The organism is Scytonema hankhaensis NUACC26 (assembly GCF_045865695.1).
Taxonomy (GTDB): domain Bacteria; phylum Cyanobacteriota; class Cyanobacteriia; order Cyanobacteriales; family Nostocaceae; genus Scytonema.
Map to the genome: position 1 here is coordinate 161,821 of NZ_BAACAP010000253.1, position 12,938 is coordinate 174,758.

Annotated in this window: 14 protein-coding genes; 6 read left to right on the plus strand and 8 right to left on the minus strand. The window is 41.8% G+C overall.

What is annotated here, in order from left to right; all coding sequences use genetic code 11:
* Positions 1–92 precede the first annotated feature (92 nt).
* Complete coding sequence (locus tag ACKTT2_RS50085) at positions 93–1,076, minus strand: DUF1517 domain-containing protein (protein ID WP_407900594.1); 984 nt, start codon at positions 1,074–1,076, stop codon at positions 93–95.
* A gap of 894 nt (positions 1,077–1,970) precedes the next feature.
* Here ACKTT2_RS50085 and ACKTT2_RS50090 point away from each other — a divergent pair.
* Positions 1,971–3,209: a glycosyltransferase family 4 protein gene (locus tag ACKTT2_RS50090; RefSeq protein WP_407900595.1), complete on the plus strand. Its 1,239-nt coding sequence runs from the start codon at positions 1,971–1,973 to the stop codon at positions 3,207–3,209.
* On the opposite strand, the gene thiS is transcribed toward ACKTT2_RS50090, so the two are convergent.
* Together thiS and ACKTT2_RS50100 are read right to left on the minus strand one after the other, a co-directional pair.
* Positions 3,206–3,418, minus strand: coding sequence for a sulfur carrier protein ThiS (thiS, locus tag ACKTT2_RS50095; RefSeq protein WP_407900628.1), 213 nt, complete (start codon positions 3,416–3,418; stop codon positions 3,206–3,208). The two genes, ACKTT2_RS50090 and thiS, sit on opposite strands and share 4 nt — an antisense overlap.
* Positions 3,411–4,532: a thiamine phosphate synthase gene (locus ACKTT2_RS50100; protein WP_407900596.1), complete on the minus strand. Its 1,122-nt coding sequence runs from the start codon at positions 4,530–4,532 to the stop codon at positions 3,411–3,413. The genes thiS and ACKTT2_RS50100 overlap by 8 nt, the downstream gene beginning before the upstream one ends.
* 255 nt (positions 4,533–4,787) lie before the next feature.
* Between ACKTT2_RS50100 and ACKTT2_RS50105 the strand changes: the two genes are divergently transcribed.
* Complete coding sequence (locus ACKTT2_RS50105; RefSeq protein ID WP_407900597.1) at positions 4,788–6,518, plus strand: DUF1565 domain-containing protein; 1,731 nt, start codon at positions 4,788–4,790, stop codon at positions 6,516–6,518.
* A gap of 145 nt (positions 6,519–6,663) precedes the next feature.
* Here the strand turns inward: ACKTT2_RS50105 and ACKTT2_RS50110 are convergent, their stop codons facing one another.
* Positions 6,664–7,275, minus strand: coding sequence for a hypothetical protein (locus ACKTT2_RS50110; protein ID WP_407900598.1), 612 nt, complete (start codon positions 7,273–7,275; stop codon positions 6,664–6,666).
* A 167-nt stretch (positions 7,276–7,442) separates the two neighbouring features.
* Between ACKTT2_RS50110 and ACKTT2_RS50115 the strand changes: the two genes are divergently transcribed.
* Positions 7,443–7,877, plus strand: a complete 435-nt coding sequence (locus ACKTT2_RS50115; RefSeq protein ID WP_407900629.1) for a hypothetical protein — start codon at positions 7,443–7,445, stop codon at positions 7,875–7,877.
* 197 nt (positions 7,878–8,074) lie between these two features.
* Here the strand turns inward: ACKTT2_RS50115 and ACKTT2_RS50120 are convergent, their stop codons facing one another.
* From ACKTT2_RS50120 to upp, 3 genes are all read right to left on the minus strand, one after another.
* Positions 8,075–8,347 (minus strand): YggT family protein, encoded by a 273-nt coding sequence (locus tag ACKTT2_RS50120; RefSeq protein ID WP_407900599.1) that lies wholly within the window; start codon positions 8,345–8,347, stop codon positions 8,075–8,077.
* A gap of 151 nt (positions 8,348–8,498) precedes the next feature.
* On the minus strand, positions 8,499–8,852 hold the full coding sequence (locus ACKTT2_RS50125) for a ssl2009 family thylakoid membrane protein (protein ID WP_407900600.1): 354 nt from the start codon (positions 8,850–8,852) through the stop codon (positions 8,499–8,501).
* A 168-nt stretch (positions 8,853–9,020) separates the two neighbouring features.
* On the minus strand, positions 9,021–9,671 hold the full coding sequence (upp, locus tag ACKTT2_RS50130) for a uracil phosphoribosyltransferase (protein WP_407900630.1): 651 nt from the start codon (positions 9,669–9,671) through the stop codon (positions 9,021–9,023).
* 504 nt (positions 9,672–10,175) lie between these two features.
* On the opposite strand from upp, the gene crtH reads away from it, so the two are divergent.
* The 3 genes from crtH to ACKTT2_RS50145 all read left to right on the plus strand — a co-directional run bounded on the left by crtH (position 10,176) and on the right by ACKTT2_RS50145 (position 12,419).
* Positions 10,176–11,726 (plus strand): carotenoid isomerase, encoded by a 1,551-nt coding sequence (gene crtH, locus ACKTT2_RS50135; protein WP_407900601.1) that lies wholly within the window; start codon positions 10,176–10,178, stop codon positions 11,724–11,726.
* Positions 11,727–11,838: 112 nt separating this feature from the next.
* Positions 11,839–12,069: a DUF433 domain-containing protein gene (locus ACKTT2_RS50140; RefSeq protein WP_407900602.1), complete on the plus strand. Its 231-nt coding sequence runs from the start codon at positions 11,839–11,841 to the stop codon at positions 12,067–12,069.
* The gene (locus tag ACKTT2_RS50145; RefSeq protein ID WP_407900603.1) at positions 12,066–12,419 is read left to right on the plus strand and encodes a DUF5615 family PIN-like protein; all 354 of its coding nucleotides are present in this window, start codon (positions 12,066–12,068) and stop codon (positions 12,417–12,419) included. The genes ACKTT2_RS50140 and ACKTT2_RS50145 overlap by 4 nt, the downstream gene beginning before the upstream one ends.
* A gap of 156 nt (positions 12,420–12,575) precedes the next feature.
* On the opposite strand, the gene ACKTT2_RS50150 is transcribed toward ACKTT2_RS50145, so the two are convergent.
* Positions 12,576–12,932, minus strand: coding sequence for a hypothetical protein (locus ACKTT2_RS50150; RefSeq protein WP_407900604.1), 357 nt, complete (start codon positions 12,930–12,932; stop codon positions 12,576–12,578).
* Positions 12,933–12,938 lie beyond the last annotated feature (6 nt).

Consider the following 12,938-nt stretch of genomic DNA (forward strand, 5'->3'; position numbering starts at 1 on the left):
GGATCTAAAGGACATAAAGGATCTGATAAAACAAAAAAGGTGAGCAATCTGCCCACCTAATGAAGAAGTCATACTTCAGACTATAAAAATCTTTACACCAATTTCAAATCTGGATACTCAGCTAAGATGTCATCAGAGGTGAGGGTATCGCCAGAGGCTTGTGGTGTCCAAAGTACTTCCATTGCTAGTAGTTGTTCCCCAGGAATACTACCCATTGCACGTAAAGCTTGACGCAAATCGTCAGGGCTATTAACTTCTGGAAGTTGGAATTTACCCAGCGTTGCAGCTAGTAAGGTAACGATAATATATTCGCCAGGACCTTCTGTAATCAACTTAGTGGGATTGTCGAGTTCACCCCCTGCAGCAGGTAAAGCATCTTTAGGTGTTGCTGCTTTGAGTTGGTTATTGACGTTAGTGAGAGTTTCTTCACTAAATTTGCTGCGTTCTGCTATTGATAAACGATTAAACTGTGCCTCAGCAGCATTTAAACGCGCTTGTTGCGTCCCCGAACCAGCATAAACCCAGTATTCTGGATGGCGTAATAGGGCGAGGCTTGCTTCTTGTAAAACTTCTGCTCTACCTTCAGGAGAGTTGGTGTCAGCAGTTTCGGCAATGTAGTTGAGTTCGTTTTGCAAACCACGAGCGCTAGCTAACAAACCAACTTGCAGGCGAGTAACGGAAACATCTGGGTTGCTACCAACTTCTGTTTCACTACCACCACCGATGCGTCGGAAGGTTTGAACAAAAAAGTTTGCGATCGCTATAAATATCAGAACGCTAAACAAAGTACCTATTCCACCCCCAAATCCAAAGAAGGGAAGCAGGAAAGGAAAGCCAAAACCACCACCAAAACCACCACCAGGGTATGGAGCATAATATCCTCCACCAGGAGGTGCATAAGTCCGAGGAGATGAGTAAGGACGGCTTGACGGTACTCTAAAAGAACCGCCTCCGATTCTACCTCCGCTTGCAGCTAACGCTCCATTAGCTTGACCGAATGCTAATGCGAACACAAGGCTTAGGAGGAATAGGGATTGTAAAACAGGTTTGATAGCTTGTTGTAATTTTTTATGCATAATCCAGTCACTTGAAAAACAGTATTGGTTATCTTTTCTCCCAATCCTAAATTATGGAGGTCTGTGGGTGATGTCAGCCCGATCTTCTAAGGGGTTGCTGGTTTGATAACAAGGTACATTTCCAATGTACTGTTTTCCCTATCAACTCAACAGCAAACCTTGGGCGGATTTCTGGAGTTGATAACCGAACTATTTGGGGATCGGGAATTGGGCATTGGGTATTGGGGAATCTAAGTATGATTTTGGTTCTATATCTTACATCTACTTGTTCTTCACCAGTGATTTTTTTACTTCTCTTTTAAGATTCTAAATTCTTCATTAAAAATTTCAGGTAGGGTGGGCACTGCCCACCAAAGCGCGAATGGTGGGCAGTGCCCACCCTACAAAATAAATTTTGAGCGCTATAGTTAAATATCTCTAGTAATTATAAATTTTTTTGTGCAAAATCTGGTTTTTTAAAGCAGCACATAATTCTACCAAGAAAAATCAAATAATTTCTTTATTTTTTAGATAGAGATAATTAAGAAAGATAGCTTTTCGGCATTTTGGCATAACATTTTAGTGGTATTCATATATTCTAAGAACAGTAGCTAACTAAGGTAATTTCAACATAAGTTGGTTGCCGTATATTATACAATTTAGGATCGTTTTTTTGGTTTAAATCCATAAAACGACTATCCAGCAGCTAGTACTTTAATATCGACTAAAGGGCAAGGGATAACCTATGAACTCTCGAACTAATCCTTTAGATAGAACGGAATTTTCTCGGGAACTCACTAAACTAGTGGTTAGTTTGAGCTAAACGTTACCCAGCAAGCTAAAAATACATTTTTCAATTTTATTGATAATATTTCGTTTTTCAGCTTTCCTGATGTTGAATTATTCAGATGTCTGATGGACAATATTTCACGAATCAGTGCTCCCACTAGAGCTAAAGCTGCATCTTACCCGGACATCCTAGTCATATCTCGTTCCTTTCAACCTCAAGAGGGCGGGATTGAAGAGTACGTTTACAATCGTTGTCTGCAAGATCCAGAACGAGTGATTGTTTTAGCTGCTAGTTGCACCGGGGATCGCTTGTTTGATAAAGCTCAACAGTTTCCCATATATCGTTGGCCTATTTTCCATTTGTGGTGCCATCGTCTTATGGGAAATCTAGTACAAACTTTCTTCAATACCATTTGGTCATTTGTACTAGCCATTAAACTCTACTTTCGCTATCACTACCGCTACATTGAATGGGGTCATGGCTACCATTTTCTTTCTCTGTTGCTCTTAAGCTACCTTCTACCCATTCGTTGTTTCATCTACCTACACGGTCAGGATATTATTGGGCGATCGCGTCACCCTATATTGCGTCCTCTGTTTGAACTTACATTAAACAGAGTCCAAGGGATTGTATGTAGCAGTTCTCATACACGAGATTTTTTGGCGACTCATTTTAATTTTAATACACCTACCCACACCATTAAGCCTGCTGTTAGAGGAGAGAAATTTGGTGCGAGAACTCCAGATAGTATCAGGGATTTACGCGCTAACCTTCGAGTTGGATATAAAATTCCAGAGACGGCAGTGGTTATTCTTTCAGTAGGACACTTAACAAAGCGTAAGGGCTTTGACCGTGTTATTGAAAATTTAACACTCCTGCTAACTTGTGGGATTGACGTACATTACATCTTGTGTGGGCGGGGTTCTTATGAGTCCGAACTGAAATCTTTGGCATATCGCTTACGGGTACAGGGAAGAGTTCATTTTGCCCAGTGTTTCTCTGACCAAGAATTAACAAGTTATTATGCCGCTTGCGATATATTTGCAATGGTGAGTTTGTGCGATAATAAGAAACTTTCTTCTTTTGATGATAGTCGTGTGGCTTGCTTGGAAGCAGGTTACTTTGGTAAGCCCGCGATCGCTTCCAATTTTGGCAGCGTATCAGATATCATTTACCATGAGGAAAATGGTATTCTCGTCGCTCCTAACTCTGGGCATGATGTTTTCCAAGCCTTTAAGCGTCTTTGTCAGGATCGAAATTTGCGCGAAGCATTAGGGCGTCGAGGGAAACAGTTAGCAGGTCAAAAAACTCTCCATCGATCGCTCTACTCTTCCGAGTCCTACTATTCGAGTGTATTGACTTAGCCCCCACCAACTATAGTCACTACCTCAATGCGATCGCCTTCTTCAATTCTCGTTTCAGACCAAAACTGACGGTGTAAAATTTCACCATTATATTCTACTGCAACTAAACGGGGATTAAACCCCAATTGTTGGAGTAAGTCTGGCAAAGCAGTTTGAGGCGGGCAATTGCGGGTTTCGCCATTCACTTGAAGTGTAATTGGGTCAGATATAGGATTTACCATGTTCTGGCCTCACGCGATTTGTCAGCTGAGAGATAAAAAATTGTGTTACCAAGGTAGGTTGTTCCGCTTGTATGAGACTGCGTACCACAGCTACGCGATTTGCGCCTGCATCGATAACGTCGTTGATATTGCTCGTATCAATTCCACCTATGGCAAACCAAGGGATAGGACAATTTTTAGCAGCATAGCTAACGTATTCTAACCCGGCAGCTGCCTTGCCCTCCTTCGTCGGAGTTTCATAAACGGGTCCGACACCGACGTAATCTGCACCATCAGCAATAGCGGCTTGCAATTCTTGCAAATTTGTGGTAGAACGACCTATCAAGCGGTGGGGTCCGAGTAACTGACGGGCAACAGCAATAGGTAAATCTTGTTGTCCGAGATGAACTCCATCTGCATCTACTGCCAAAGCCAAATCCACTCGGTCATTGACAATAAAAATAGCACCGTAGGAGTTGCATAGCTGCCGTAATTTCTTGGCTTGCTCCAGACGCTTAGTATCATCTGCTACTTTATCGCGGTACTGCACTAGAGTTAATCCTCCTTTCAGAGCAGCTTCCACAGTATCGAGTAACCGTTCATTTGGGGAGGTCACTAGATACAAATGCGATCGCAATAAAAGTTGCTGCCTCTGATATCCCATCAGACGACTTTCTAAGGTATAAATACGATAGCGCATCTGCTTAAAAGCTTTACCCATATTTGGGTTATAAAGCTTGCCATACTCTTCCAAAACCCTCAAAGCTTCTTGCACTCGGCAAAAATTTGCTTGTAACAACGACTTAATATCGGTGCGCTGTTCCTCTTGAGGGTGAGTCAGATCTGTTCCGGGGTCATCAGGAGTATTTCGCGCCACCCGTAATTCTGGAGTATGCCAGGTTGCTAGTTCTTGTCGCTCTTTCTTACATTCCTCAACCAGTTGGGAACTATTTAAGCCAAACCGACACCATTCTTCAATGATACGCAAGCCCTCGCGAGCGCGATCCAAATTGGCATCTAGTATCCGGTAAACCACCTGCTGAATATGTTCCTTTTGGCTATAGGCTCCGACCATTACAACAACCCCATTCGTGCTTTCATCGTAACAGCCTGCCTCTTTCATATTCGTAAGAATCTTGGTATTTCAATAAGTTTTTTCTTAAATTACGTTGGACCGATAATCCCCAGTCGATTGACATACGAGTCATATTATGGCCATATCTACATCTAAAAAAGTATAGAAAATGCTAGTTAGTTAAAGGAGTTTGCCAAAGTGAATTGCCCCCACGTTATAAGCAAGCCTTGTTGGATCTATGCCTTGTCGGCAAAATTAATGAATGAGAGCTACAAGTCAAATTCTTTCATTCATGTATCAATAATGTCATTACTTCGTTCTTCAATTTTATTGTGTACCGTTAGCCTAGGAGTGGCACTAACAGGATTGCTAGATGCAAGCCGGAACGCCGCTTTCGGTCAGTTACCCTCCACCGAAATTAGAAATGGAGAACAACCCGGTGTCAAAACAATGTCTCAGGTAAATGTACTCTTTGTCAACCCAGGTATCGGAGATGACAAAGTAGGAAACGGTGGTGAAAACGCTCCTTTCAAAACAATTACTCAAGCATTACAAGTCGCTGGTTCCAATACAGTTATTATGTTATCAAAAGGAACCTACAGTACTGAGACAGGAGAAAAATTTCCTTTAGTTCTCAAACCAAATGTATCAATTCAAGGAGACAATCGCAACAAAGGTCGTGGTATCGTAATTACCGGAGGAGGTAATTACCTCAGCCGTACTTTTGGAGGTCAGAACGTCACTATCGTGGGTGCAAACCAAGCAGGCTTGACTGGAGTAACTCTCAGCAATCCCAATCCACGCGGTTATGGTTTGTGGATTGAATATAGTAATCCGTTAATTGTAGAAAATACTTTTACTGGCAGTACCCAAGATGGGATTATTGTCACAGGTAACAGTTCACCTGTTATTCGTAATAATTTCTTTTATGAAAATGGAGCCAACGGAATTACAATTTCTGGCTCCTCGCGTCCTGAAGTACGAGAAAACGTATTTCAACAAACAGGTTTTGGCATTAACGTTGCTCAAAACTCCCAGCCACTCATAGTGGGTAACCAGATTCAGTACAACAGGGTTGGTGTTGTCGTACAAGCCAAAGCTCGTCCAGTATTGCGAAATAATCTGATTCAGGGTAGCAAAGAAGATGGTTTAGTTGCTCTTGCCTTAGCATTTCCCAACTTGGGAAGTTCTTCCGAACCGGGCGGTAACGAGTTTCGCAACAACACTCGTCACGATATCAACGCTAGTGCTGCCAAAGAAATTTTTCCAGCTTTTGGTAACAAAATAAATCAAAACCGTATTGCTGGTAAAGTCGATTTTACAGGTAATGTCGCGATCGCATCAGGTCTTGGAGGAGAAGTAAATCATAAGTATGAAAATTTCTCTTCCCTACCCCCTACTCCCTACCCCCTAACCCCTATTTCCAGGACAGCATATCGAGGACAACCATTACCAAACAGAACGATCTTACGTCAAAGGGTACCTTTTCCTAGCAGAGCCACTCAACTCCCAATCAGTAATTCTTCAGAGTCTTTACAATCAAATTCTACGCAAATTTCTCCTGATACTATCGAGTTTGCCGCCCCCCAAGCCAATTCTCAAGTGTCAAATACCATACTGGCACCCGCGCCAGTACAAAGAGCCCGGTCTCAAGCAGCATCAATACCTAGTTTAGAAGCAGCCCCTGTAGGTGAGTCAGCCCTTCTACCAGTTCCCGACGCCACTATTCCTTTAGGTAACAGTCGCGGTAGGCAAAAAACACGCCCTCAAAATTCATCAGCGACAGTTTATAACACAGCATCAGTATCATCAGCGCAAGAAGGCATTAATTTACGTTATCGAGTTATTGTTGAAATACAGAATGAGAAAGACCAAGAACTCATAAAATTTCTTGCACCCGGTGCTTTTCGGACTCTCTGGCGAGGTCGTAATGTTATGCAAGCAGGTATTTTCAGCACCCGTTACAATGCCGATAGTATGGTAAATATATTTAACAACAATGGGTTAAGAGCCTCTGTTGAGCCAGTTAATTAGCGATTAGCGATTGGGGATTGGCGATTAGCGATTAGCGATTGGGGACTGGCGATTAGCAATTGGCGATTATGAAATAAGTTACTATTAATTTTTCCTTTTTCTCCTATTGCTCAATCCCCAATTCCCAATCCCCAGTCCCTAGTCCCTAATCCCCAGTCCCCAATCGCCAATAATACCGATTCCATTCATACATTCCTTGAATTTCGTATTCTTCTCCAGTGTTGAAGCGAATAATGCAGTTGGTTGACGACCCACTACTGTGATGCGTTTCATCTAATCCGATAACAATACAATTGTACCATTGACGACTGCACGGACCATCGTCTTGTACCCACTCCCACAAAGCATTACATACTTCAATACGATCGCCAACTTTTAACTTTGGCACGGACTCACTTGTATACTTTTGGAAATGACGCTCTTCAACGCGATTGAGCCATTGTAAGCCATAGCGATCGCGAATAAACTGTACTGCACCTGAGTCCTGTTCAAGCAGCCAATCGTTCAGTAGCTGTGCTTTCCACGAAAGGTTTTGCGCTTCTTGGGCTTTGACAAATTCTAACAGTGCTTGTCTTTCCTCTTGAATCAGTTCGTCTAATGGATTTAAAACATCTGATACTTCTAGTTGAGAGTTTTCCTTAAGTTTTTCTACGACTTGTAGGAGGATCTCCTTTTGTGTATCGTTGAGAGGACAGCTAACTGCATCGCAACGGTAGAACGCCGCTTGCAAAGCTACTTGAATCTCATCTGGACTCATAGGTGGTACAGCAATTGAGGACTAAATTGAACTCTTAGCAAGTTGCTGAGAGCTTTATTTAATAATTATTACAAAATTAAAAAAGAAGTCTTCCATACCTATAGAGCGAAATTCCTGTAAGCTGAGGTAAGTGTAGCTTATGATTCTATTTATCCACGATGTCTTTTATGCAGTTGCGAGCGCTCACAGTTATTCTTATTGCCTGTATCATTTGGGTACTATCATCAGCATTTTCCCCTTTTGCTGAAGCACTGACACAAGTTAAGCTATACGATCTCACTTACCAACAATGTCCGCCAGAACTAGCAAAAGGTGCAGTAACAAGTGGTGGAACGACTATGGCAGCCAACTGCTTTCTCGTGACAGGTAAAGCTAAAAATGACACTAATAAGACTGTCTATGATGCGGATATTTTTGGTCGTATTTATGACGCTAACAACGATCCAGTGATGCAAAACCGCACGCGCCTTGGATCTATTGATGAAATTCCGCCCGGTGTAAGTGATTTTGAATTGCGAATTTCCGTAGCAGCGAATCAACCTTTGCCTTTAAAACTCAAGCAATTTAAGGCATCAGGATTCAGCGCTCAAATTCGGAAGTAATTCACACTGACCAGTAACCAGTAACCAGTGACCATTAGCAAAAAAGTAGAGACGGTTTTTTAGCGATCGTCTCTAATAAAAATTTACAGAAATTAAATTAATTGTAGATTGTGGATTGTAGACAATTTCTGTAGAGACAAGCCATGGCTCGTCTCTACATTGTTCTTTTAAGACGATTATTGAAGCAACGACCAAATTTAACCGACTATGGGAAGGCGTGCTAGAGACATGAGTAAAGAACTCAAGACGTTTAGCAGTAGGAAAGCCAGTATTGGAGAAAAATCCATTCCACCTAAAGGGGGAATTATAGAACGGAACAGATTGAGGTAAGGATCTGTAATTTGGCTGAGGGCTGCAAATGGCTGACTACCCCAACTAATGTTAGGGAACCATGACAAGAGAACTCTGATAATCAGTAGGATACTATAAATCTGTACGAATTGATAGAGCGTGGTAATCAGTAGATTCATGGATGGCTTAGATTCCTATTAAGTGTTAAAAGCAGTCTTATCTTTGATTCTAATTTAGCGCTTGCCACAACGGGTGCAGATAATACGACAATCAACCTTATTTCCCAGTTTTAAGTCGTTAACCAACTGGTCACTGGTCACTGGTCACTGGTCACTGTATCTCAGCGCGAGAAGAGCGATCGTGTGGAGATTGATGGACATTGCCATTCACCTGACCCAATTGCTGACGCACTTCATCAATTGTGGCATTGAGTTGAGCAATTTTATCTTCTAGAGAGCGCCGTGCCATCTCCATCTCCATATTGTCTTCCTCAGAAGCTTTGATAGGACGCTTTTTCGCTGCTTTTTTAACTTCTGTTGCACTAGAAGTTAACTGACGCTCTTCTTCTGGTAATTCTTCAGGTTCTCGCTTGTAAGCAACAAGCGCACCCACAAGCCCTCCTACTAGACTACCAACAATTGCTCCAGTTAAAAAACCACTTGCAAAACCATCTCGCTGACTCATATCTTTACCACCTCATACTCCTTTACAGTTATCAGTCATCATTTATTATTATTCCCTGGTCACTGGTCACTGGTCACTGGTCACTGGTCACTGGTCACTGGTCACTGGTCACTGGTCACTGGTTACTGGTCACTGGTTACTGGTCGCTGCCCCTACGTGCATACTAGCTTAAGTTCCAAAAATACGATCGCCAGCATCGCCCAAACCAGGTACAATGAAGCCGCGATCGTTAACCATTGGGTCGATAGTAGCAGTGTAAACAATTAAGCCGGGATAAGCATCATTTAATTTTTGCAAAGCTGGTGGAGCTGCCACTACGCTAATAATCCGAATCAGAGTTGGATCGACACCCCGTTGTGTTAATTCTGCCATAGCTGCCATCATAGATCCACCCGTTGCAAGCATTGGATCGGTAACCAACACTCGTGTTTGGGGTTGAAATTTTTGTGGCAACTTATTTAAGTAACACTGAGGTTGTAGAGTTTCTTCATTTCGTACCAAGCCTAAATGATAAATCGATGCCAGAGGCAGAACTGTTTGCGCCCCTTCCAACAACCCCAATCCGGCTCGTAGAATTGGTACAACTGCCACAGGTACCGTTGGATCTATCAAAGTTGCCGGACAGGCATCTAGAGGAGATTGTACTGTTGTTTCTTGAGTAGGCAACCATTCTCGAGCTGCTTCATAAGTCAACCACCTTCCTAACTCCGTTATAGCACTGCGAAACAGCACTGAGGGAGTTCCAGCATCGCGAGCAACTGCCAACCAGTGCTTTATGAGAGGATGAGGGGGAACGTATACGCGCAATTGTAGCGTCATAGCCGGAAATAGCCGCTTTTTGTAATAGTTAACGACTGAAACATCATAATACTTTTTGCCGATAGCAAGTTTCCAGTATGACAACTGCTTTAAATTTATTGATAATTAATTGCATTAGTAGTTGACAAGAATTCTCAATCAAGGGTATATTGTTATTCAGTGTTCTCCTCTCTTTAAGGATCGGCAAACGGGATTGGTCAGCTTTCTTCTGGCTTGTCCCTGTTTTTTTGAGTGGCGATTGGGGACTAGGGATTGGGGATTAGGATATTAGAAAATAAATACTATAGCAGTCCTATTTGATTTATAAAATATAGGTAGGCAATGCTCATCAATAGACTTGGTAGTGGGCATTGCCCACCCTACAGTACCTAAGATTGTTTATAAATGATTTAGGATTGCTATAGAGTCATTCACATTTTTTGGCTTGTTCTTTAGTTTGAGATAATAGGACACTGGACACTTTAAAATCATTAAGAGTCAAAATTTACTAATTTCATGTTTCAAATGACAAATTCCCAATCTCCAGTCCCCAGTCCCTTTTTTGATGCCATAGTTATTGGATCTGGGATAGGCGGTTTAGTCGCAGCAACTCAATTAGCAGTAAAAGGGGCTAAAGTGCTGCTACTAGAACAATATTTAATTCCTGGAGGTAGCGCTGGTTATTTTGAGCGACAGGGTTATCGATTTGATGTTGGAGCATCAATGATATTTGGATTCGGGCAAAAAGGAACGACTAACTTACTCACTCGCGCCTTACAAGCAGTCAATGTTAACTTAGAAGTGATTCCCGATCGCGTTCAAATTCATTATCATTTACCAGACGGTTTAGATATTAAAGTTGACCGCGTGTATGAAGAATTCTTGCTTTCTTTAACTAAATACTTTCCCCATGAAAGTAAAGGAATTCGTCAATTTTACGATGAATGTTGGAAAGTCTTCAATTATCTCAACAGTCTAGAGTTATTATCACTGGAAGAACCCCGGTATTTACTTCGGAGTTTCTTTCAGAAGCCATTAGCGTGTCTTGGCTTAGCAAAATACCTTCCTCAAAATGTTGGAGATATAGCAAAGCATTATATTAAAGACCCTCAGTTGCTAAAATTTATAGATATGGAGTGCTATTGCTGGTCAGTCGTACCAGCTCAGATGACACCCGCAATCAATGCTGGAATGGTTTTTTCAGACAGGCACTATGGAGGTGTGAATTACCCTAAAGGTGGAGTAGGAAAAATTGCTGAAAAATTAGTAGAAGGGTTGATTCAAGCAGGCGGTCAAATTCAATATCAAGCTAAAGTCTCTAACATTATTATAGAAAATAAACGTGCTGTGGGTGTACGACTCACCAACGGTCAAGTGTACCGAGCCAAACGAATTATCTCAAATGCTACACGCTGGGATACCTTTGAGAAATTACTTAATCCACAAGAAATTCCATCTAATGAGAAGAAATGGCAGCTACGCTATCAGAAGTCACCAAGTTTTTTAAATTTACACATGGGAGTCAAAGCGGAAGTTTTACCTTCTGGAACAGAGTGCCATCATATTTTGCTAGAAGATTGGGAAAAGATGACAGCAACAGAGGGAACTCTATTTGTGTCGATTCCTACATTGCTTGACCCAGAATTAGCACCTTCTGGTTATCATATCATTCATTCTTTTACACCTTCCTGGATTGATGAGTGGCAGGGTTTATCAGTAAGTGAGTATGAAGCCAAGAAAGAACAAGCGGCTTGGAGAATAATTGACCGTTTGGAAAAGATTTTTCCAGGATTAAATGATGGTTTAGATTATTTAGAGGTGGGGACACCTAAAACCCATCGGCGATTTTTAGGTCGTGATGATGGTACTTATGGACCAATCCCCCGCTATAAGTTGCGGGGGTTGTTGGGAATGCCATTTAATAGAACCTCAGTAACAGGGCTTTACTGTGTGGGAGATAGTACGTTCCCCGGTCAGGGTTTAAATGCAGTGGCATTTTCTGGGTTTGCTTGCGCTCATCGTATTGCTGCTGACTTGGGATTGAATCAGCGAACAATGATTAGTGGTCAGTATTAAAACATACTGAGATTATTGTTTCATACAAGTGGCTGTAAAATAAGGGTGGTATGTCTTTAGATAGAACGATAGAAGATAGAACTATACATTTAATTAATATGAGGTAAATTATATGGAACCATCCATCGTTTCTGACCCGAAAATAATGCTTGGAAAACCCGTTGTCAAGGGGACTCGCATTACCGTTGAGCATATTCTTGAGGAGATGGCAGGAGGGCGTACTATTGATGAGTTGCTTGATGCGTACCCTTCCCTCACCCATCAGGGAATTCAAGCAGCGCTTACGTTTGCAGCCGAATCAGTTCGACATGAGCGTGTGTTCTCCATTTCCAACCATACATGATTTTCCTTGCTGACGCCAACATCCCACGCCAGGTTGTAGATCGCTTACGATCTGATGGTCACACTGTCTTTGCTATTGTAGAGATGAATCCAGAAATCAGCGACGAGACTGTTCTAGCAATGGCAAATAGCGAAAATGCGCTACTTCTTACTGCAGACACAGACTTTGGTGAGTTGATATTTCGTGAGTCTCGTTCCGCAGTCGGAGTCATTCTCCTTCGTTTAGGAAGCTTATCGCCGATTTTGAGAGGAGAGATCGTTGCTGGTGTAATTGAACAGCATCAAGAAGCACTTTTTGGCTCATTCACTGTTATTACCCCCGGTCAAATCCGTATTCGTCGGGGTGTATAGTAACTCAGCTGAGAACACCACTTTTTGATTGATATAGATAACAAAATCACATTTTTGTGGAACGGGCGAGACGCCCGTTCTAGATTCACAGGCAGGATACTCTGTCTCATGATTACAACAATTTATTCGGTATAACAGGTGAATTGCTGGTTATCATCAAAAAATACTAACAATTCGACCCACAATACTTGTAACTAGATTAACTGTTCTAAGAACTGCAACTGTATTGTTAATTTTTTCTAGTACATTGGTTAGTTCATTCAAGGCATTTTTCAACTCGTTTTCTTGCTCTTTTAAACGCAATCCAATTTTTTCTAAAACTGCATTCTCTAAGTTTTTACGAGCTTCTTCATAATTTCTTCTGATATCAAGCAATTCCTTTCTCCGGTTTTCATCGGGTTCGTTTTGGATTGCTCTATTCATTTCGGCCGAACCAAGCCTTTTTTCATGCTGCCTCATCTCTGCTAATATTTGCTGTTTGGTTTGTAAGTTTTGGTTACTTGTATTTGTCATGATACT

What these genes read in the sequence shown, in the direction of transcription:
- ACKTT2_RS50085 (WP_407900594.1), bottom strand. Translation starts at nt 1,076, where the DNA reads ATGCATAAAAAATTACAACAAGCTATCAAACCTGTTTTACAATCCCTA.
- ACKTT2_RS50090 (WP_407900595.1), top strand. Translation starts at nt 1,971, where the DNA reads ATGGACAATATTTCACGAATCAGTGCTCCCACTAGAGCTAAAGCTGCA.
- ACKTT2_RS50100 (WP_407900596.1), bottom strand. Translation starts at nt 4,532, where the DNA reads ATGAAAGAGGCAGGCTGTTACGATGAAAGCACGAATGGGGTTGTTGTA.
- ACKTT2_RS50105 (WP_407900597.1), top strand. Translation starts at nt 4,788, where the DNA reads ATGTCATTACTTCGTTCTTCAATTTTATTGTGTACCGTTAGCCTAGGA.
- ACKTT2_RS50110 (WP_407900598.1), bottom strand. Translation starts at nt 7,275, where the DNA reads ATGAGTCCAGATGAGATTCAAGTAGCTTTGCAAGCGGCGTTCTACCGT.
- ACKTT2_RS50115 (WP_407900629.1), top strand. Translation starts at nt 7,443, where the DNA reads ATGCAGTTGCGAGCGCTCACAGTTATTCTTATTGCCTGTATCATTTGG.
- ACKTT2_RS50120 (WP_407900599.1), bottom strand. Translation starts at nt 8,347, where the DNA reads ATGAATCTACTGATTACCACGCTCTATCAATTCGTACAGATTTATAGT.
- ACKTT2_RS50125 (WP_407900600.1), bottom strand. Translation starts at nt 8,852, where the DNA reads ATGAGTCAGCGAGATGGTTTTGCAAGTGGTTTTTTAACTGGAGCAATT.
- upp (WP_407900630.1), bottom strand. Translation starts at nt 9,671, where the DNA reads ATGACGCTACAATTGCGCGTATACGTTCCCCCTCATCCTCTCATAAAG.
- crtH (WP_407900601.1), top strand. Translation starts at nt 10,176, where the DNA reads ATGACAAATTCCCAATCTCCAGTCCCCAGTCCCTTTTTTGATGCCATA.
- ACKTT2_RS50140 (WP_407900602.1), top strand. Translation starts at nt 11,839, where the DNA reads ATGGAACCATCCATCGTTTCTGACCCGAAAATAATGCTTGGAAAACCC.
- ACKTT2_RS50145 (WP_407900603.1), top strand. Translation starts at nt 12,066, where the DNA reads ATGATTTTCCTTGCTGACGCCAACATCCCACGCCAGGTTGTAGATCGC.
- ACKTT2_RS50150 (WP_407900604.1), bottom strand. Translation starts at nt 12,932, where the DNA reads ATGACAAATACAAGTAACCAAAACTTACAAACCAAACAGCAAATATTA.